Origin of the sequence: Dongia sp. (assembly GCF_041918875.1) — a bacterium.
In the GTDB taxonomy this organism is placed as follows: domain Bacteria; phylum Pseudomonadota; class Alphaproteobacteria; order Dongiales; family Dongiaceae; genus Dongia.
This window is the reverse complement of record NZ_JAYRUV010000001.1, coordinates 197,440-218,070: the sequence shown is the minus strand read 5'-3', so window position 1 is coordinate 218,070 and position 20,631 is coordinate 197,440. Positions and strand designations below refer to the sequence as shown.

Annotated in this window: 14 protein-coding genes; 3 read left to right on the top strand and 11 right to left on the bottom strand. The window is 63.1% G+C overall.

Annotation, left to right across the window (positions count from 1 at the left end; genetic code table 11):
- Positions 1-28: 28 nt before the first annotated feature.
- Positions 29-511 carry a PAS domain-containing protein gene (locus tag ACE3TY_RS00965; RefSeq protein WP_374650035.1) on the top strand — a complete coding sequence of 161 codons (483 nt, stop codon included), beginning with the start codon at positions 29-31 and terminating at the stop codon, positions 509-511.
- Positions 512-515: 4 nt separating this feature from the next.
- Here ACE3TY_RS00965 and ACE3TY_RS00960 read toward each other — a convergent pair whose 3' ends face one another.
- The 4 genes from ACE3TY_RS00960 to ACE3TY_RS00945 all read right to left on the bottom strand — a co-directional run bounded on the left by ACE3TY_RS00960 (position 516) and on the right by ACE3TY_RS00945 (position 7,338).
- Positions 516-1,154 (bottom strand): outer membrane lipoprotein carrier protein LolA, encoded by a 639-nt coding sequence (locus ACE3TY_RS00960; protein ID WP_374650034.1) that lies wholly within the window; start codon positions 1,152-1,154, stop codon positions 516-518.
- 33 nt (positions 1,155-1,187) lie between these two features.
- Positions 1,188-3,692, bottom strand: a complete 2,505-nt coding sequence (locus ACE3TY_RS00955; RefSeq protein ID WP_374650033.1) for a DNA translocase FtsK 4TM domain-containing protein — start codon at positions 3,690-3,692, stop codon at positions 1,188-1,190.
- Entirely contained in the window at positions 3,689-4,930 is a 1,242-nt protein-coding gene (locus ACE3TY_RS00950; RefSeq protein WP_374650031.1) for an aminotransferase class I/II-fold pyridoxal phosphate-dependent enzyme, read from the bottom strand. Before ACE3TY_RS00950 ends, ACE3TY_RS00955 begins: the two co-directional genes overlap by 4 nt.
- Before the next feature lie 398 nt (positions 4,931-5,328).
- Positions 5,329-7,338, bottom strand: a complete 2,010-nt coding sequence (locus ACE3TY_RS00945; RefSeq protein WP_374650029.1) for a PAS domain-containing protein — start codon at positions 7,336-7,338, stop codon at positions 5,329-5,331.
- A gap of 249 nt (positions 7,339-7,587) precedes the next feature.
- Between ACE3TY_RS00945 and ACE3TY_RS00940 the strand changes: the two genes are divergently transcribed.
- Complete coding sequence (locus ACE3TY_RS00940) at positions 7,588-8,511, top strand: sugar kinase (RefSeq protein ID WP_374650027.1); 924 nt, start codon at positions 7,588-7,590, stop codon at positions 8,509-8,511.
- A 19-nt stretch (positions 8,512-8,530) separates the two neighbouring features.
- On the opposite strand, the gene ACE3TY_RS00935 is transcribed toward ACE3TY_RS00940, so the two are convergent.
- From ACE3TY_RS00935 to ACE3TY_RS00925, 3 genes are all read right to left on the bottom strand, one after another.
- Positions 8,531-10,186 carry an OFA family MFS transporter gene (locus ACE3TY_RS00935; protein ID WP_374650025.1) on the bottom strand — a complete coding sequence of 552 codons (1,656 nt, stop codon included), beginning with the start codon at positions 10,184-10,186 and terminating at the stop codon, positions 8,531-8,533.
- 234 nt (positions 10,187-10,420) lie between these two features.
- Positions 10,421-12,469, bottom strand: coding sequence for a cache domain-containing protein (locus ACE3TY_RS00930; RefSeq protein ID WP_374650023.1), 2,049 nt, complete (start codon positions 12,467-12,469; stop codon positions 10,421-10,423).
- Entirely contained in the window at positions 12,462-13,859 is a 1,398-nt protein-coding gene (locus tag ACE3TY_RS00925; protein WP_374650021.1) for a sigma-54-dependent transcriptional regulator, read from the bottom strand. Before ACE3TY_RS00925 ends, ACE3TY_RS00930 begins: the two co-directional genes overlap by 8 nt.
- Before the next feature lie 207 nt (positions 13,860-14,066).
- Here ACE3TY_RS00925 and ACE3TY_RS00920 point away from each other — a divergent pair, with 207 nt between their 5' ends.
- On the top strand, positions 14,067-14,915 hold the full coding sequence (locus tag ACE3TY_RS00920; protein ID WP_374650019.1) for a lysophospholipid acyltransferase family protein: 849 nt from the start codon (positions 14,067-14,069) through the stop codon (positions 14,913-14,915).
- Positions 14,916-14,918: 3 nt separating this feature from the next.
- Here ACE3TY_RS00920 and ACE3TY_RS00915 read toward each other — a convergent pair whose 3' ends face one another.
- From ACE3TY_RS00915 to ACE3TY_RS00900, 4 genes are all read right to left on the bottom strand, one after another.
- Positions 14,919-16,193 carry an NAD(P)/FAD-dependent oxidoreductase gene (locus tag ACE3TY_RS00915; protein ID WP_374650018.1) on the bottom strand — a complete coding sequence of 425 codons (1,275 nt, stop codon included), beginning with the start codon at positions 16,191-16,193 and terminating at the stop codon, positions 14,919-14,921.
- Positions 16,190-17,119 (bottom strand): 3-hydroxyacyl-CoA dehydrogenase family protein, encoded by a 930-nt coding sequence (locus tag ACE3TY_RS00910; RefSeq protein WP_374650016.1) that lies wholly within the window; start codon positions 17,117-17,119, stop codon positions 16,190-16,192. Before ACE3TY_RS00910 ends, ACE3TY_RS00915 begins: the two co-directional genes overlap by 4 nt.
- 70 nt (positions 17,120-17,189) lie before the next feature.
- Positions 17,190-19,238: a methyl-accepting chemotaxis protein gene (locus tag ACE3TY_RS00905; RefSeq protein ID WP_374650014.1), complete on the bottom strand. Its 2,049-nt coding sequence runs from the start codon at positions 19,236-19,238 to the stop codon at positions 17,190-17,192.
- 192 nt (positions 19,239-19,430) lie between these two features.
- Positions 19,431-20,585 carry a cache domain-containing protein gene (locus ACE3TY_RS00900; protein ID WP_374650012.1) on the bottom strand — a complete coding sequence of 385 codons (1,155 nt, stop codon included), beginning with the start codon at positions 20,583-20,585 and terminating at the stop codon, positions 19,431-19,433.
- Positions 20,586-20,631 lie beyond the last annotated feature (46 nt).

Here is a 20,631-nt window from a genome sequence, read left to right as displayed (position 1 = left end):
ATTTGCGGCTTTGAACACGGTCGAAGGAATGTCGGGAGAAGGCAGCACCTATCAGCGCATCATCGGGCCGGATTTCCTGAAGATCTGCACAGCGCGGATTCGGCGCGCCTATGAATATTGGGACGGCAAGCGCCACGGGCGCAGCATGCCGTCGCGCGCCGATATCGATCCCAGCGAAATCCGCGACCTGCTACCGGGCATCATCCTGATCGATGTCGCCCGCGATCCGCTGCGTCTCACCTACCGGCTGGTCGGAACCGATGAGGTTGAAGCGCGCGGTTACGATCCGACCGGCAAGGACGTCAAGGAACATGTCTTTGCCGTCACCCCGGAATTCGGCTTCGAGACATATTCGCTGGCGGTCGCGCGCGGTGTCGTGGTCTACGATCAGGAACCCTGGGCCTCGCCGAATCCGCGCCTGTGCGAGGTCGGATCGGTCGTGATGCCACTATCCAACGACGGCAGGACCGTCGACATGCTGATGGCCTTTTGCGACTATCGCCGCAACTGACGGCCTATTTCTTCTTGGGCACCCTGAAGAGATCCTGGTCGAGTTCCATGCCGAATTGCGCCTCGAAGAGGCCGACCCGCACCTGCTCGTTCTTCTGATCGACCACGGTCCACTGGCGCAGCTCAAGCGGCCTGTCGCCAAGCTCCAGGATGACCTTGCCTTCCTCCGCATCGTCCGTCTGGCGGATCGTGAGTTCGAAGGCGGCGGGCGAACGCTTGAAGGCGGTGACCGTCACATCGCCCCCCAGTTCGACATCGTCGCGCAGCAGGAACCAGAGCGGCGAGGACGAGGCCGGCACGCGGTTGATCTGGTCGAGTTCCGGGTCGTAATAATGCAGCGACACGCTGTCCGACACGATCAGCATCGGCGAGGGTGGATCATATTCGATGCGGATGAAGCCCGGGCGCTTGAGATAGATGCTGCCGAAAGCGATGCCGCCGCGTTCCGAATATTGCTGGAACTTCGCGCGCATCGTGGTGATGCCGTTGAGATAGTCCTGGATGCGCTTCAGATCGGTTTCGTCCTGTGGCGTCAGATTGGCCGGCACTGCCCGCGCGAAGGCCGGCCGCGCCAGTGCGGCGAGCGCGGCAAGGCCGCCGGCAAGCCCGAGCAGATGGCGCCGGGAAACATTGAACTCAGTCAAGATGCTGGAACCTTTCGTCAAATCCGCGCCGCCTCAATCGTCCATGCCGCGCGCGAGTACTTCGCGCTTGCCGACATGGTTGGCTTGTGAGACGACGCCTTCCTTTTCCATCCGTTCCACGATCCGCGCGGCCCGGTTATAGCCGATCTGCAGGTGGCGCTGGACGAAGCTGACCGATGCTTTCTTCTCGCGGGTGACCACCGCGACGGCCCGGTCGTAAAGTTCGTCGCCCGAGCCACCACCCGGTTCACCGTCCGGATTGTCGAACCCGCCGCCTTCTTCGTCATCCTGGGTGACTTCCTCGACATAAGCCGGCTCGCCCTGCTCCTTGAGGAACCGCACGATCGACTCCACCTCGCGGTCCGAAACGAACGGCCCGTGAACGCGGGTAATGCGGCCGCCATTGGCCATATAGAGCATGTCGCCTTGTCCCAACAGCTGTTCGGCGCCCATTTCACCAAGAATTGTTCGGCTGTCGATCTTGGTCGTGACATGAAAACTGATGCGGGTCGGGAAGTTAGCCTTGATCGTACCGGTGATGACGTCGACCGAGGGACGCTGGGTCGCCATGATGATGTGAATGCCGGCGGCACGCGCCATCTGCGCCAGGCGCTGGATCGCGGCTTCGATTTCCTTGCCCGCCACCAGCATGAGGTCGGCCATTTCATCGACCACGACGACAATGAAGGGCAAGGCCGTGAGGTCGAACGGCTCTTCCTCGTAGATCGGCTGGCCGCTTTCCGGATCGAAACCCGTCTGCACGCGCCGCGTCAGCGTCTCGCCGGCGGCCCGGGCCTGCTCCAGGCGCTGGTTGAAGCCATCGATATTGCGCACGCCCAAGCGCGACATGGCGCGATAGCGGTTTTCCATCTCACGCACGACCCATTTCAGCGCGACGATCGCCTTCTTGGGCTCGGTCACGACCGGCGAGAGAAGGTGCGGGATGCCGTCATAGACCGAGAGTTCCAGCATCTTCGGGTCGATCATGATGAATTTGCACTGCTCGGGCGTCAGCCGATAGAGCAGCGACAGGATCATCGTGTTGATGGCAACCGACTTGCCGGAACCGGTGGTGCCGGCAATCAGCAGATGCGGCATGCGAGCAAGATCGACCACGATCGGCGCGCCGCCGATATCCTTACCGAGCACGAGCGCCAAGCGGCTCTGCGAGCCTTGATAGCTTTCGTCTTCGATGAGTTCGCGGAAGGCCACAACCTCGCGTTCGCGGTTCGGCAATTCGATACCGATGACGCTGCGCCCCGGCACGACGGCGATGCGCACGGAGACGGCACTCATCGAGCGCGCGACATCGTCGGCCAGGCTCACCACGCGGCTGGTCTTGGTGCCAGGTGCGGGTTCGAGTTCGTAGAGTGTCACGACCGGACCGGGCCGCACTTTCACGATCTCGCCCTTCACGCCGAAATCGTCGAGCACGGTTTCCAGAAGGCGTGCATTCTTCTCCAGGCTCTCTTCGTTGATGCGCTGGACGGCGAGATTGGCCGTCGGGAGCGAGAGAATGTCGATCGGCGGCAGTTCGAACGTGCTTTCATCGAGCACCAGTTTTGCCTGGCGCGTATCCTTCGACCTGGTGGCCTTCGCTTTCTCCCTGGCCTTCGCGGCCGGCGCGACCACCAGCTTCTCCGGCCGGTCGCCTCGGCGCTCCTCGACCTCGGCGGCACGGCTGGGTATCTCGATGGCCACACGCCCGCGCTCGGGACCTTCGTTGCCGAAGCGCGGCTCGCGGCGGGGGTGGTCAGGCTGGTCCCGATCCTCGCCGCCGCGCCCGAAACGCGGCAGGCGCAGCTTGAAACCGCCCGTTCCCAGGCCGGAGCGGCCGCGATCGATCGCCTCGCCCATGTTGCGGCCCATGCGCGCCACACGGCGGCCAAAACGCATATAGCCACCAAGGCCAATGCCGAGGCTGAAATAGAGTGCGACCAGGCCCAGCGCCAGAAAACCCATCGCCAGCAGGCGGCCGAGCAAGGCCGGATCGTTTCCCCCGCCGAGCGCCGCCACAAGACCGGCAACGCCGCCGCTGCCATCGGACCCAATGAGGATCATATGGCCGGCCAGACCGCCGAGGCCGGCGATCCAGGGCCATTCACCCGTGCCCGGCAGGGCCGCAAACGCGGTCGCCAGCAGCAGGCTGGTGAGGGGCAGCAGCAGCAGCTTGAGCCAGATGCGGTGAATGCCATGATCGCGCAACAGGGCGACGCCCCAGGCAAGCAGGGCCGCCGGCGGAACCAGTGCCGCTAGTCCCAGTCCCTGCAGCAGGAAGTCGGCGAAGACGGCGCCCGTGGCGCCCATGACGTTGGCGACCGCCGCGTCGGTGGCGCGGTTGAGGCTGGGGTCGGCACCGCTGGCGGTCAGCAGGGCCAGCAGATAGGCAAGACCGCCAAGGACGAGCACGATGCCGACAATCTCCAGCAGCCGCCGCTGCAGGAAGCTAGAAAAGCCGCCGGGCCCGCCAAATCCAAGACCCGAAGGCATCGTCATGCCGCCGCCACGCCCTCCGCCGCCATTGGATGCCATGCTCATCTACCCCTGCCCGCAGCCCTGACTCTTCCGCCCGCCGCAAGCACCGAAGCCAGAACCGATGCCATACGCTCCAGCGCGCCACCCAGCAGCGCCGGTTCGTAAACCAGGGCCACGCGAATGAAAGGCGTGCCCGGATTGCGGCCGCTTGCATCCGTCCGCGCCATATAGCCCCCGGGCAGCACCTTGATCGCCGCCTGCCGCCACAGTTCGACCGCCGCCTTCTCGCCATCGCCCACATCGAGCCACAGAAAGAAACCGCCACCCGGCTTCACATTGCCGAAGAGCGGACCCAGCGCAGCTTGCGCGCTATCGAAACTGGCCTGGTAGCGCGCGCGGTTCTGGGCGACATGAGTCTCGTCCGACCACAAGGCGGTCGAAGCCGCCAGCACCGGCAGCGGTACCGCAACACCGCCGTAATTGATCAGTTGCGCCTGCCTGGAAATATATCGCGCGTCGCCGGCGACAAAGCCCGAGCGCATGCCCGGCGCGCTCGAGCGCTTGGAGAGCGAATGAAACACCAGGAGATTGTCGCAGGAACCGCCGGCCTGCGCAGCCTCGATCGCGCCGGGCGGCGGCTGGTCGGTATAGATCTCGGCATAACATTCGTCGGCCGCGACCAGGAAATCGTGCCGGCGCGCCAATGCGAGCCAGCGTCGCCAGAAATCCGCCGAAGCGACCGAACCCTGCGGATTGGCCGGCGAGCAGAGATAGACCATGGCCGCTTCGCGCAGCAGATCGGCCGGCACCGCGTCCGGGTCGGGCAGGAAGCCAGTTTCAGGCCCCGCAGGCAGGAAGGCCGGCTCTCCCCCCGCCACGACCGCCGCGCCGGCATAGGTGTGGTAGAAGGGGTTGGCCATCAGGACCTTCCCCTTGCCTTTGGGCGCCCCCATGGCAACCGCCGACAGGGCAATATGAAACAATGCCTCGCGCGTGCCGGAGACGGGGGCAATCATCCGCTCGGCATCGAGAAAGGCACTTTCCACGCCGTAGCGCCGCACCAGCCAGGCCTTGGCGGCGGCGCGGAACTCGACCGTTCCCAGGGTCGGCGGATATTTGCTCCACAGCTCTTTTGCGTTGGCAATGGCGTCCAAGGCGAAGCTCGGCGGCTGGAACTGGGGCTCGCCCAGCGATAACAGCAAAGGCGTATTGCCACCCCCCGGCTGTACCCCTTCCAGCAGCTTGTTGAGCCGCGTGAAGGGATGGAACTGGGCAAGCGACTCGACGCGATCCTGATTCATTCTCGGAACCCTGGCCCGAACGGGCAAAAATGCAAGCTACATCAATGAGCGACTCGGGCACGACTCGGAGCGGTACAAACAAGCACAAGCCGGGAACGACACTAATGTCTCAAGAGTCTGCCATCAAGTGATTGTATTCACGCAGATTCAGGTCCACAAGGCGGTTCGGGCCGCACGGTCTCCATAGGTTCCATCTGCGTTCTAAATACGCAAGATACAGAAATAATCTAAAATATAATACGTATTTTAACGCACAATACAGATACCACCCATCGCGTCCCGCATCGCCAACGCCAGCTGGCCGCATCCTCCCGATCATCGTTCCAATGTCGGAGCTGCCGTCGACGACGACTACTTTCTTCATGCTCGACCCGCCAGTTCTACGATTCCAGCCCGTTCTACGATTCCAAAAGGTCGCGGAGCTTCCTGCCAAGGTCGACCTTCCGGAATGGTTTCAGCAAGAGATCGAGGTTTTCGATTTCGTGGAAGCCATTCCCCATGGCGCGCGCCGTATAGCCGGAAGTCAGAAGAATCTTGAGCCGGGGATAGAGCCGCCGCGCCTCTCGGGCAAGTTCCGTGCCTGTCATGCCGCCGGGCATCACGATGTCGCTGAACAGCAATCCGATTTCGGCATGATCGGCAAGCAGGCGAAGCGCCTCCCGCGCATTCGCGGCTTCCAATGTCACGTAGCCGAGATCGGTGAGCTGCTTGACCGAGACCGCGCGCAGATCCGAATTGTCTTCGACCACCAGGACGCATTCGCCGCGCGCCGCTGTGGGCGCCGGAACCGGCACCTCCACTCGAGTGCTGGCAGCGTCGGAACGCGGGAAATATAGCTTCACGGATGTGCCGTGGCCCGGCTCGCTATAAATCTTGATATGTCCGCCGGACTGCTTGACGAAACCGTAGACCATGCTGAGGCCCAGGCCGGTCCCCTTCTCCGCATCCTTTGTCGTAAAGAACGGTTCGAAGCAGCGGTCGATCACTTCGGGACTCATGCCGGTGCCCGTGTCGCTGACCGACAGTTGCACATAGTCGCCTGCTTTGACTTCGGCGTGGCGCGCCGCATAATCCTCGTCGAGATGGGCATTTGCCGTTTCGATGCTGAGGCGGCCGCCTTTCGGCATCGCATCGCGCGCATTGATGGCAAGATTGAGAATCGCTTCGTCGACCTGTGCCGGATCGGCGGTCGCCGGCCACAGATCCTCACCGGGATGCAGTTCCACCTCGATCGTCTCGCCCAATGTCCGGCGCAGCATAGCTGCGATCTGCGGCAGGCCCCGATTGAGGTCTATTGTCGCCGGCTGCAGTGGCTGATTGCGCGAGAAAGCCAGCAACCGCCTCGTCAGTTCGGCACCCTTGAGCGCCGCGCTCAACGCATCGCCAATGAAGTCGCGTAAACCCGTGGCAGCGTCCGTGTGCTCCATCGCCATGTCGAGATTGCCGATAACGACACCAAGCAGATTGTTGAAATCGTGGGCGACGCCACCCGTCAATTGACCGACGGCCTCCATCTTGACCGCTTGGCGCAGCTGCTGCTCCATGGCTTTGTGGTCGGTGATATCCTCCGAGAAACCCAGCAGATATTGCGGCCGGCCTTCATGGTCGTGCACGGGGACCTTGATGGTGCGGATGGTGCGCTTTCCATTGTGCCGCGTCTGGATCGCCTCCTCGATCGGGGGCGACGCAACGCCGGACCGCAGCACCTGCCTGTCGAAGGCTATAAAGTGCTCGGCTTGCTCCCGGGGAAAGAAGTCGAAATCCGTCTTGCCAAGAAAATCCGCGCTGCTGTAGCCGAGCAATTCCTCGCCGGCCTTGTTGAACAAGACGAAACGGCAATCCGGATAGGATTTCACAAAAAGCATGCCCGGCAGATTGTCGACGACCGCGTCAAGAAAGCGCTTCGTGCTGCGCAATTGATCGATGATCTCCTGCTGATGCCGGGCGAACTCCTGTCGCTTCTCCTGCTGTTGCTGAAGATGGATCTGATCCGTCACGTCCTCGACCCGGTGAATAATCCAGGCGACCTCGCCGGCTTCATTGAGAACCGGCGTATTGAGTGGCGCCCAGTATTTCACCTCGAAGCCGCCGTCATCGGCGCGGCGCACGTCGTATTTCTGGACGGCCATCACATCGGGTCGGCGAAACTGAAGCGCGCGCGTCAGCGAAGCGCGCAGATTGGCAACGCCCGTCGCGGCAGGATCGTCAGGATTATCCGGAAAGACGTCGAACAGATGGCGCCCGAGCACGCTATCGCGCTGGATCAGCGTCGCTCTGCAATAGGCGTCGCTCGCGGCGACGATGTGCAGGCTGGGCGTCAGCACCAGATAAAGATCGGGGGCCGCATTGAACAGCGTGCAAAACTGAGATTCGCTGGGGCGAATATCCTGTTCAGCCCTATCCGTCATCGCGACCACCTCAGGCTGTAGACAAGACCGGAGGCAGCAAGGCCTCGCTCTGTCTCGGGCGATGTTCGCACTTGCATACGGTGTACTTAAAAGGGGAGAAAAGACAATATCATATTCATCAATGGTCGGACAATTTTCCTTCCCTCCGGCGCGACGGAAATAGGCGATCTGGACATATGAGACTGGCCTGCTTGTCCGAATCCGCGCCACTGGCTAGGTATGCAGTCTGCCATCGATGAGGATATTGCCATGAGGATCGCCGCGGTCGGCGAATGCATGATCGAATTGTCACCGGACGGTCAGGGCGGCTGGCGCCTCGGCTTTGCCGGAGACACTTTCAATACTTTGTGGACCGTCCGCGGTCTTCTCGGCGACGGCGCAACAGACTATGTCTCGGCGTTCGGCGATGACGATTTCTCGCGCCAACAACTGGCCTTCTTCGCTCGGCACGGAATCGGTACGGCGCAAAGCCCGACGATCGCCGGCGGCCTGCCCGGCCTCTATGCCATCACGCTGAAGGGGGCCGAGCGCAGCTTCACCTATTGGCGCGGCGATTCGGTGGCGCGGCACCTCGCCGACGACACAGACCGCCTCCTCCAAAGCCTTGACGACCGCGAACTTGTCTATTTCTCCGGCATCACGCTCGCCATACTGCCGGCGAAGGCACGCGCGGCGTTGCTGGAAGCGCTGGGAACGGTCCGCGCAGCCGGAACCAGGATAGCGTTCGATCCCAACTACCGGCCGCGCCTCTGGACTTCGCGCGCGGAAGCTGCCGAAGCGATTGCAGCCGGCGCCGGCCTGGCCGATATCGCCTTGCCGACCTTTGACGATGAACGGGAACTGTTCGGCGATGTCGATCCCGCAGCCACCGCGCGGCGACTGGCTGCCTTGGGTGTCGGCGAATGCGTCGTCAAGAACGGCGCCGGGCCCGCCCTGCTGCTGACGAAGACCGAAAGCCTGTCGATCGATGCTTGCGGCGACGCCAGGCCCGTCGATACGTCCGGTGCCGGCGACGCCTTCAACGGCGGCTATCTCAGTGCGCGATTGCGCGGGGCGGCACCCGCCGATTCCGTGAAGTTCGCGCATCGCATCGCCGCGGTGGCGATAGGCGAGCGCGGCGCGCTGATTCCCTTTGAAAAATTGAAGGCCGTCCCTACCGCCATGGAGCGATAAAGGCGGCCTTCAGAGGGGATCAGTTGAACAGCGCGGCCGTCTTCTGCAGCGTGACCCATACGCCCCACAGGATCGGAATGCCGACGACAGCCCAGGCAAGGATCGCCCTGCCGTCCAGGCCGCCTTTGCCGATGCCGAAAGACCCGGTGGCAACAGCCTGCTGCGCCGCATTCTTGGCCTGCAGCGCCGCCACTTCCGCCTCCGACATGAACCACTTCTCAGGAAGCGGCTTCACAAAGGCGTTGGCGATGAGGCCGAGCGCCAGCATGCCCACCAGGATGTACATGGTGAAGTCGTAGACCTGCTCGCGCGGCACACCGGCATTGATCTGAAATTCGCGGATATAGTTCACCACGACAGGGCCGATGATGCCTGCCGTCGCCCAGGCCGTCAGCAGGCGACCGTGGATCGCACCCACGAATTGCGTACCGAAGATGTCGGCGAGATAAGCGGGAATTGTCGCAAAGCCACCACCATACATGGAGAGGATGATGCAGAAGATGGCGACGAACAGCACCTGGCTGCCCATATGCGCCGCCGTCGGCGCCAGCGCATAAAGGACGATGCCGAGGACGAAGAAGGTGAAATAGGTGTTCTTGCGCCCGATGCGGTCCGAGAGCGAGGCCCAGAAGAAACGCCCGCCGATATTGAATAACGACAGCAGACCGGCAAAGCCGGCGGCGATCGCTGCGATGGCGGTCTTCTGCCCATCGTCGAGCTGCGTGAAGGTAAGCTCCGGCTGGCCCAGCAGGCGGCCGCCGAAAATCTCCTGCAACATCGGCGAAGCCATGCCGATGACGCCGATACCGGCCGAGACATTAAGGCACAGCACCGCCCAGATCAGCCAGAATTGCCTGGTCTTGTGCGCGTCGCGGAGATGGACATGGTGCGGCGTGATCATGGTCTTCTTGGTGACCGGCGGGATCCAGCCTTCGGGACGCCAGCCGGCAGGCGGAATGCGATAGCCGAAGGCACCGCCCAGCATGAAAACGATATAGATCGCCGCCATGACCAGGAAGGTCTGCCAGACGCCGACCGATTCAGCCGTCTTGAAATGCGCCATCAGCTTGTCGGCCAAGGGAGCACCGATCATGGCGCCGCCGCCGAATCCCATGATGGCCATGCCGGTAGCCATGCCGCGGCGATCCGGAAACCATTTGATGAGAGTCGAGACAGGCGAAATGTAGCCGATCCCCAGCCCGATGCCGCCGATGACGCCGGCACCGATCCACATCAGCCAAAGCTGATGTGTGATGACGCCCAGAGCGGCGATCGTAATGCCACCGCACCAGCACAGGGCCGAGACGAGGCCAGCCTTGCGCGGACCGACCCGCTCCAGCCAGCCTCCCCAGATGGCGGCCGATGAGCCGAGCAGCACGAAGAACAAGGTATACATCCAGCCCAGGTCCGCCACGCGCCAGTCGCAGGTCGTGGTGAGCAGGGCTGACATCAAGGTGAGGTCGGCGCAGGCTACCGGCTGCGCGACGCCGATGGCACGCGACAGCGGCAGCCAGAAGACGCTGAAGCCATAGGCCATGCCGATGCAAAGATGAATGGCGAGTGCTGCCGGCGGCACCAGCCACCGATTGAATCCCGGCTTGGCAACGATGCGCTCGCGGTCGAGAAGACCTGCTCCCCCGAAGCCGCCAGCAAAGGTTTCGCTTGCTGTGGACATGCTCTTTCTCCCGTGCCGCCGTGTGTCCCGGTCGGCCTTGTTGTTGTTATGGATGGCGATGGACAGCGCCGCCGCCCGGCGCCCCCGACTTCTCCCCTTTGTTGTTTTGGGGATCTATCCGCAAGGGGCGTGCCAGATGGCGACACGACATGATTTCAAGCGCTTATGACGAAATTTGCCGCCTGAATGGACAAACTGTCCAAAGGAGCCGGACAGTTTGTCCGAAGGCCCCGGTCAGGTGGCTTCGGGCAGCCAGATGCTGAAGCTGGTGCCTTGGCCCAGGGCGGAGTCGACGCTGATCTTGCCGCCCTGCCGCGTCACCAGCGTCTGGCTGATGGAGAGGCCGAGCCCCGTGCCACCCTGCCGCTTGGTGGTGAAGAAAGGATCGAAGACCTTGGCCAGCGTCTCCCGCGCCATGCCGATGCCGGTATCGCCCACATCGATCACCAGGCCCTTGCGGCCGTCCCGATCCTCATCCGCATCGCGCAGAGTCAAGGTTCCGCCGTCCGGCATCGCGTGGATCGCGTTGACGATGAGGTTGACCAGCACCTGCTGCAATTCCGTACGGTTCATCAGCACCTTGCGCGTGGCCTTGTGATCGCGATCGACCTTGATCGCCACCTTGTTGAGAAGATGCTGCACCAGCGGCAGGCAGTCGGAGACGACATCGGCCGGCGAATGCCGCTCGACATACCCGGCATATTCCTCGGGCTTGGCGAATTGCAGCAGCTTGGTCACGATCTGGCTGATGCGGTTGATCTGTTCGTCGAGCAGCCGGAATTCCATCTTGGCCAAGTCCGCCGCCGGCCCGATGAGGTTGCGCGCCACTTCCAGATTGCCCTGCATGACGGCGATGGGATTGTTGATCTCGTGCGCCACGCCGGCGGTAATCTCGCCGATCGCCGCCAGCTTCTCGGACATGATCAGCTGCTTGGTTGTCGCTTCGAGCTGCCGGTTGGCCAGTTGCAGTTCCCGGGTCCGTTCGTCGACCCGGCGGTTGAGTTCGTCGTTCCAGTCGCGCAATTCCCGGTCGCGCGCCTGCAGCCGGTCGAGAAGATCGTCGAGGTGCGCCGCGACGCGGCCGATCTCGTCCTTCACCTGCCGTATCCTTGTGCGGGCACCCAGATCGCCGCCCTCGACCCGGGCGATCGTGTCCGTCATGCGTTCCAGCGGCTTGAAGATGCCCCGCGCCCAGCGCAGGAAGATCGGCACGGTCGCGGTGGTGGCGATCAGGAAGGTGGCGATGATGGTGGCGAGCGTAACGTATTTGGCCTGCGTGAAAGGCATCTCCAGGAAACCGACATAGAGCATGCCAACGCGCTTGCCGAAACTGTCGACGATGGGTTCGTAGGCCGAAACATACCAATCGTTGACGACGAAGGCACTATCGAGCCAGGTCGTGCCCCGGTCCAAGACCGCTTCGCGCACAGCGCGCGACACACGCGTTCCCAATGCTCGGCGATCCTCGAACAGCCGCACATTGGTGCTGATGCGTACATCGTCCAGGAACAAGGTGGCCGTGCCCTGGCTGCCTTCCGGCAGGCTTGCCTCGCGATAGACCAGATCGTTGATCGTATCGATGAAGACGAGATTCTGGTTGAGCAGGATGCCGCCCACCAGCGCCGCACCATTCTGTCCGTCGATGGCGATGGGGCTGGCGGCATGCACCACCATGCCCTGCGTCTCGCTGGTGCGATCGGTCGGCACCGCATTGGCCGTCGATACCAGATCGATGCGGGCCCGGATGGCAAGACTTTCATCAAGCACGGCAAGGTCCGCCTGAGTGAAGATATCGATCGCGGTCGCCGCCTGCCCGGCGCGCGCCTTGGCGATCACCGGCCAGTCAGTCCGCATCCCGGCGCTTCGCGCGCCGGCCCGCACGGCGCCATCGCTGTCGATGATGACGAGGAAGTCGAGCCCCATTTCACGCCGGCTGATATCGAGGAATTGCGGCAGGTGCGCCGGGCCGTGCTGCATCGCGTCGCGGAAGCGGATCGAATTGCCCAGTGTCTGGACATGCTCGCCGGTATTTTCCAGTATGCGTGCCAGATATTGATGCGCGATGGTGAGGTCGCCATTGACCTTGGAGATGAGCAGCGCATCGAACTTGGCGTTCCACCGCGCCATGGTGATGCCGAGCAGCAACGGCAGAATGACCAGGGTCGGCAGCAGGGCGATGGCGAGGATTCGGTAGCGGACCGAGCGGATGTGGCGGCCTTGCCCACCCGGATCCTGCCCACCCAGACCTTGACCACCCAGACCTTGACCAGTCGGCTCAGACATTCCACATCGCGCATTTGCGGTCGATGGTCTTGCGCGAAATACCCAGGCGCCGCGCCGCTTCGTTGCGGTTTCCGCCCACTTCCTGCAGCACCGCCATGATGTGGCGCCGCTCCAGTTCCTGCAGGCTTTCCGCCGCCGGCTGCGGATCCGTCCGCTGGGCGCGGAACTCGTCCGGGATTTCGCCCAGAATCAGCGATCGTTCGATGAGATTGCGCAGTTCGCGCACATTGCCCGGCCAATCGTAGCGTGCAAAGGCGGCACGCGTCGCCGCATCGATAGGCACCGGCGGCATGCCCAATTGCTGCGACAGTTTCTTCATGAAGAGGGTGGCGAGTTCCTGCACATCGTCGCCGCGCTCCTTGAGCGGCGGCAGGTGAATCTGCATGACATTGAGACGATAGAAAAGGTCGGCCCGGAAGCGGCCTTTCTCCACCTCGGCGGCCAGATCGTTGTTGGTGGCGAATACGAGCCGGAGATCGACCGGCAGCTCCCGCTCCGAACCCAGAGGGCGCACCCGCCGGTCCTCGATCACCCGCAACAGCTTGCTCTGCAGGTTGAGCGGCAATTCGCCAATCTCGTCCATGAACAGCGTGCCGCCCTGCGCATGCAGGAAAAGTCCCTCGCGCGCTCCGGCGGCGCCGGTAAAGGCGCCCTTGAGATGGCCGAAGAGCTCGCTTTCGATCATTTCCGGCGGGATGGCCGCGCAATTGATCGGCACGAAGGGTTTTTCGGCACGGTCGGACAGCGCATGCAGCGACCGTGCCGCCACTTCCTTGCCGGTGCCGGATTGCCCGGTCAGCAGTACCGTGGTGGGAAGGGGTGCCGCGCGGGCGATCTTGTCGCGCACCCGGCTGATAGCCGTGGAATGGCCGATAAGCTTGTCGCGCAGCAGGATATGATCGGATGTCGTACCCAATTCATAGCGCAGGACGTAATTCTCACGCTGCAACTGGCTGCGGTCGAGACAGCGCGAGACGGCATTGAGAATCTGGTTCGACCGGAACGGCTTCAACACGAAATCGACGGCACCTGCGCGCAAGGCCTGGATGGCGGTGTCGAGATCGGCATAGGCCGTCATCAGGATGGCGCTGGCAAAGAAGCCGATGGCGCGCTGTTCCGCAAGCCAGTCGACACCGTTCTTGCCAGGCATGATGTTGTCGAGGATGACGACATCGAAATGTTGCGAGTCCAGTTTGCGGCTGGCTTCCTGCGTATCCGCCGCCTCCTCGATCCGCTTGCAGCGAGGGCCCAAGGTGCGGACCAGGAAGTTGCGCATGCCCGGCTCGTCATCGACGATGAGGATCGACGCCTGCGCCAGCCAGGGGCCGAATTCCGGTCCGGACTCGCCATGCTGCGCCGATTCGGCCTGCCTCCGCGTGGCTTCTGCCATGCCGCTTATTTCCACCCGTCGCATTTCTTTCTTGTTACACCATCAATAACCGACCGGCCGGAGAACGCAAGATATCAGCTCGATCGCCGGGAATTCTGCGGCGATTGCAGATGCTTAGCGATAGTTGCGGCGTCCGGCCCGCGCCTGTCACGGCAAATTCATCGGATTGCGACGCGCCCGCAACCTGGCGGCGCTAGTGCTGCCCGCATGAGCAGCCTCTCCTTGACCTATGCCAGCGCCTACGACACCCGCCTTGCGCGCCTGTCGATCCGGGCCATCGAAATCCTCAGCGGTCAACTGCGCCTGAAGAAGCTCTACGAGCTTTATCAAGGCGAGATGGCGGGCTCGACCGATTTCTGGGAGGCTGCAATGCGCCTCTTGCAGCTGCAGCTCGATTACGATGCCGGCAAGCTTGCCGAGATACCATCGAACGGGCCTCTGGTCATTGTCGCCAATCACCCTTTCGGCCTGGTCGACGGTTTGCTGATCGGTCACCTGGCCAACCGGGTACGTGCCGATTTCAAGGTACTGACCAATGCGCGCCTCTATCCGCCCGACGCCGACATCCAGCGCTACATTCTGCCGATCGACTTCGATCCAGGTCCGGAAGCCCAGGCGACGACGCTGAAGACACGCGCCGTCGCCCGTGAGCATCTCGCCGCCGGCGGCTGCCTCATCGTCTTTCCGGCAGGCGGCGTCGCGACGACGCCGACGCCTTTCGCGCGCCAGGCGGTCGATCTCGATTGGAAGCCCTTCACCGCGCGCCTCATTCATGCCGCGCGCGCCGATGTGGTGCCGATGTTCTTCCATGGCCAGAACAGCCGGCTGTTCCAGATCGCCAGCCATATCAGCATGACCGCGCGCCTGGCACTGCTGCTGCACGAGGTCGCCAACAAGATCGGCGGCGCCTTCCGCGTCACTATCGGCGAGGTCATTCCTTACATGGATATTTCGCCGATGCGCGACCCGCTGGAACTCAGCCGGCATCTGCGCCAGCGCACCGAATGGCTCGGCAATCCGGCGTCGCGGCCCGGCAGCAGCGGCATCATCGCCTGAACTTCAGGCAGCGTGCCGCTTGCCTTCCTTCAGATCGTAATAGCGCATCATCCAGGGCACGAACCAATTGTTGCCCCGATAGAAGGGTACGGTCTTGAACGGACGGTCGGCGAAGACGGAACTCACCGACCCCGGCCTCAGTATGCGCTGCGCCAGCAAACGTCCAAAATGCGAGCCCATTGGCAAGCCGGCAAAGCAGTAGCCGACGGCGTAATGGATGCCTTGATGCGTGCCCAGATGCGGCAGCAGGTCGAAAGTCGCGGCACAGCGTCCGGTCCAGCTGTGCGACACACCGATATCCTTGAGTTCCGGAAAGACCGCGCGCAATTCGCCGGCAAGACGTTTGCCCATGGTCACCTGATCGCTGCGTTCTCCCGTCTTGCCGCAATAGAGGATACGGCTGCCGTCAGGGGAACGGCGGATGGCGTCGATGTTCATGTAGCTGTCGATATAGGTGCGGTCATTCGGCAGCAACCGGTCGATAAGGCCCGCCGGCAATGCCTCGGTCGCCATCTGCCAGGCATCGAACGGGATGAGCCGGCGCTGCAGCCATGGCAGCAATCCGTCGGTATAGCCGTTGGTGGCGAGGATCGCGTGCCCGGCCAGCAATGGCCCGCGCTCCGTGACGACGCTGAACCCGCTGCTCTCGCGCGACAAGGCACCGACCCGCGTGAACGGATAGAGCGCTACACCCCGCGCGATGGCGGCCTTCACCAGCCCCTGATGGTAGAGGCCGGGATGGATCGAGGCGAGGTCCGGCAGGACGACGCCACCGCGATAACGCGGGCTGCCGATCTCGCGCGGCAGCGCCGCCAGGTCCAGAATCTCGAAAGGCGAGCCCAGGTGCCGGTGGCGCAATTCATATTCGCGCTTCAGGTCCTCGAACTGTCCGGCCGTCTCGGCCACCACCAGGCGACCATGGGCGCAGAAGGCGCAATCGATTGCGTATTCCGCGACCGTATCGGCCACCGCCTGAAAGGCCGCCTGCATTTCCCTGTACGTGGCAACGGCGTGCGGTAGGCCTTTGCTCTTGACCAGATCGCCGAAGGAATATTTCAGCGTGCGCCCGACAAAGCCGGCATTGCGGCTGGACGCGCCGGCACCGATCGCGTCACTGTCAAAGACGGCGACCGATCTTCCAGCCTCGGCCAGTTTCAGTGCCGCGATAAGGCCGGTATAGCCCGAGCCGACGATGGCAACATCGACCCTGGCCGGCAGGTCCGGCGCCGCCAAATCCGGCCGGGGTGCCGCTTCCCACCAATAGGGGTCGGTCTTCATCTCTTCATCCTCGCATCGCGGTCCGCTTTCAGCCAGCGGAAGAGCTCTTTCATGCGCTCCGCGCGCAGGGCGCCGGCATCGCGCCTGGTCCAATCATAGATCCCGGGCATGCCGTCCTTCTTCACCAGGGCCGCGACCTTCTCCGGCGCCTGGGGTGCGATGGAGAGGTCCGGGATGAGTGAGTTGCCGAAGCTCACCATCGTCGCAAGACCGCCGATATCGGCGGATTCGATTGGGCCGGTAATGCCGATGCGCCGGCCGAAGGACGCCTTCACCACGGCGTCTATCGCCTCGGCCGAGGCAATGCCGTCGGCCCACAGTGCCCAGGCTTCGCGCAGCAGCGCAAACTGCAGGCGATTGCCGATGAAGCCTTTCACTTCCTTCTCGATCACCACCGGCTCCTTCCCGGTGCCGCGTACCACGGCCACGGTGCGCGCCAGCACGTCGGGTGCGCAATAGGGCCCGCCGCAGATTTCCACCAAGGGGATGAGCTGGGGCGGGTACCAGAAATGCGTGGCGATGACGCGTTCGCGATGCCGAACGTTCTCGATGAGAGCGCTCGCCGGCTGGCCGCTGGACGAAGCCAGGATCACGTCGGGTCGGCACATGCGGTCGAGTTCCCCGAAGATCCTGAGCTTCAGCGGCAGATCCTCGGTGACCGCCTCGACCACCATCGCTGCCTCCGCGGCGGCAGCAAGCTCAGTCACGGTCGCGATGCGCGCGGCGGCCGCGTCGGCCTCGTTCGCCGTCAACAGGCCGTTCTCGGCAAATTCGGCAAGGCTGGCGCGGATCTTCGCCAGGGCTCCGTCGAGGCTCTGCCGGCTGCGGCCGATCATCGTTACCTCGTGTCCCGCTGCGGCAAAAATCTGCGCCACGCCGTGACCGATGATGCCGTTGCCGATGACGGCCATCCGCTCTCGTCCCATCCCCGCCTCCTACACTTTCACATTTGTGCAGGAGGCTAGGCCAGGTCACATGAGTTGGTCGAGTGGAATTTTAGCTGGCGCGGACTTCGGCGATGAAGCCCTCAACCTCACGGTTCAGGGACTTCGCCTGTTCCGCCATCATTTCGGCGGCGCTGAGCACGCCGGCTGCCGTATCGCGCGCCGACAGCACGGCGCTCTCGACGCCATTGATATTCTGCCGCACCGATTGCGTGCCGCCGGATGCCTGCTGCGCGTTGCTCGATATCTCACGCGTGGCCGCGGATTGCTCTTCGACCGCCGCGGCGATCGAACTCGATATCTCGTCAATGCGTTCGATCGTGCTCGTCACCGTGGCCATCGCCTTGGCGACATCGTCGGTCGAACCCTGGATGGCTTGGATTTCCACCGAAATGCCTTCGGTGGCCTTGGTGGTCTGGCTGGCCAGCGCCTTCACTTCGTTGGCGACGACGGCAAAACCCTTGCCGGCCTCGCCGGCCCGCGCCGCCTCGATCGTGGCGTTGAGGGCCAGCAGATTGGTCTGTTCGGCAATGGCGGTGATGAGCTTCACGACCTCGCCGATCCGTTCGGAGACGACGACCAGATTCTTCATCGTGTCGTTGGCCTTGCCGATCTCGCCCACGGCGGTACGGGCCACTTCGGAAGAGCTGGCCACCTGCCGGCTGATCTCGCTGATCGATGCCGAGAGCTGTTCGGCCGCCGCCGCCACCGCATCGACGCTGCCCGAGGCATTGTCGGTCGCCCCCGATGCCTCGCCGATGCGCTGCGTGGCGCTTTCGGCCACTTGCGACATCGATTGCGCATGGGTCTGCAATTGCTGAGCGGATTTGGTGACGTTATCGACCACGCCCTTGACCGAGCGCTCGAAGCCGTCGGCCAGGGCTGTCATGGCGGCACGCTTTTCTTCCTCGGCGCGTTCCGCGGCACGCTTCTGCTCGTCCTCCAGGCGCAGCTTCTCCTGCTGGCCCTGCTTCAGCACCTCGACCGAACGCGCCAGTTCGCCGATTTCGTCGCCACGCTCGGCTCCCTTCACTTCCGCGTTGAATTCGCCGTGCGCCACCGCACTGGTGACGTGCGCCAAGGCAACAATCGGCTTGGCGATCCGGCTGCCCACCAAGGCGAACATGAGCGCGCCGAGGATGAGAGCCACCACGATGATACCGGCGATCGTGTAGATCAGTTCATTGGCTTCCTTCAGCACGGTCGCGACCGGCACCTGGATGACCAGGGTCCAGACCTCGGCCGGACCACGGAAGCTGATAGGCGCGAAGACGACGAAATGCTCGCCGCTGGCATCGGTCTGCATCACCGGCTCGGTCGATTTGCTGGCAACGAACGCATCATACATCAGCTTCAGATCGCCTTCTTCGGCAACGTCGGCATCCTTGTCCTTGCCGATCGGCTGGCCGATGCGTTTGGGGTCGGGATGCGCCGACCAAACGCCGTCATGGCTGAGAAGCAATACCTGGCCGTCACCCATCGGCTTGATGGCGCTGAGAGTCTCCGTGACCTTGGTAAGCGGCAGATCGATGGTGGCGATGCCAAAACCCTTGCCATCGGCGATCATCGGGACGCTCACGGTCGACATCAGCACATCGACGCCCTCGACCGGATAGATATAGGGTGGCGTCAGCATGGTCCGGCCTGCTTGCAGCGGAATGAGATACCAGCCTTCGATGCTGGCCTCGATGGTCATGATCAACGGATCGATGCCGATCGAGCCATCCGCCTTGTTATAGTAATATGGGACGAAGCGGCCTTCGGCATCCTGCTCTGGCGCCTTGCCCTTGAAGGCTGCGTCGTTATTGTCATAGCCGTTCGTTTCGAAGGCCACCGTGCTGCCAACGATTTCGGGATGCGCCTTGACGACCGGCACCACCAGCCCTTGGATTGCCGTACGCGGCAGACCGCTCGCCTTGCCGCCCTCCATGGCGCGTCCGATCGTTTCGGCCACGTCGATCGCGGGTTGGATAAAGCCCGTGACCTGGCGGCCGGTGCCTGCGGCAATGGCCTTCAGGTTGGCGGCCGCGTCCTTCTTGGCCTGGTCATAGGCCATCCAGCCGGCGACACCGCCGGCGCCGAGGATGCCGACCAACAGCACGGCAATTCCTGATAGCATAACGCGGGCCCGCAGGCCTACCCGACCGGATTGAGAAGCAGTTGCAGTCGACATGATGTCTCCCCAGGCAATGGCAGCCATTACGATGGGGTGAGATGCTTAAATGAACGTTAATATGATGAATCGGCTCGGAGAAGCCGCGACATTTCATCGAACGGACATGCTTGGCGTGGGTCAGCGGCGCTCTATCGTCGATTGCGTGCGGCGCGCTTTGGCGGGAAGCGCCACGGATGGTAAACCTTGCCGGCTCACGCTGGCGCGGCCGCGATAGGTTATCGACAGGATGGCGAGACCCAGCGCGGATATCAATGTGATGCCGAGCGTCATCAGAAGCGCCTGCTTCAGTTCCGGCGTGATGCCGGCAGGCGGCAGGCGGACGATCAGGGTCCAGCTTTCCGGCACGCCATCGAATGCTACCGGAGCCACCAGATAACGCTCGCCCGTCGCCTCGACGGTATGCGCCGATCCGGTCTCGGTATTGCCCGCGGCGGAGCTGGCATAGGCGATGGCGGCTTCGCGATTGTCGAACGGGCCGGCCCTTGCCGTGTCGGTTTCCGAGATTTCCTTGCCGACATAGGTCGTATCCGGATGCGCGATCCAACTGCCTTCACTGCCGAGCAACGCCACCATTCCCGTCTCGCCCGGTTTCGACGCACGCAGGGTCGACTGCAATCTGGCGAGAGAAACATCCAGCGTCGCGAGACCGAAACCCTTGCCGTTCGAGAGCAAGGGGATGCTGATCGTAGCCAGCAACGTATCCGTGCCGTCGATTGGATAGATGTAGGGCGGCAGCAAATGCGGGCGCTTGCTGCGCAGCGGCTCCACATACCAGCTCTCGATGCCGGCTTCGGCGGTCATGATCAAACGATCGGTCAGCACATCGCCGTCCCTGGCGGTATAGTAATAGGCGACGAAGCGGCCCTGTTCGTCGTTTTCCTGTCCCACGCCGGCATATTGTGCGTCCTTGCCGTCGAAACCGTTCGGCTCGAACGCAACCGCGACGCCTATATTCTCCGAACTCATTTGCAAGGTTGGCACGGCGATGCCACGGACAATGTCGCGCTCGCTGCCGGCTTCTTTCGCCAGTTCGACGAGACGCCCAAGATCGATTGCCGCATCGATGCTGGGTTGGACAAAGCCAACCACATCTTGCACTGCCGCATCGATACTCTCTTGCGGGACCGATGCCGGTACCAAAGCGGCCTCGCTCAGCAGCCAATAACTGGAACCGGCGGCGAGCGCGACAATGAGCACGGCCATCATCGTTCGCGGACCGATCGAAATCCCGCCCGGCTCCGGCCGCTGTTGAATTGTACCCTGGGTGCTCATCCAATTTCCCGTAGCGGTTGCTGCAGGCAGTTAATACGACACCCGC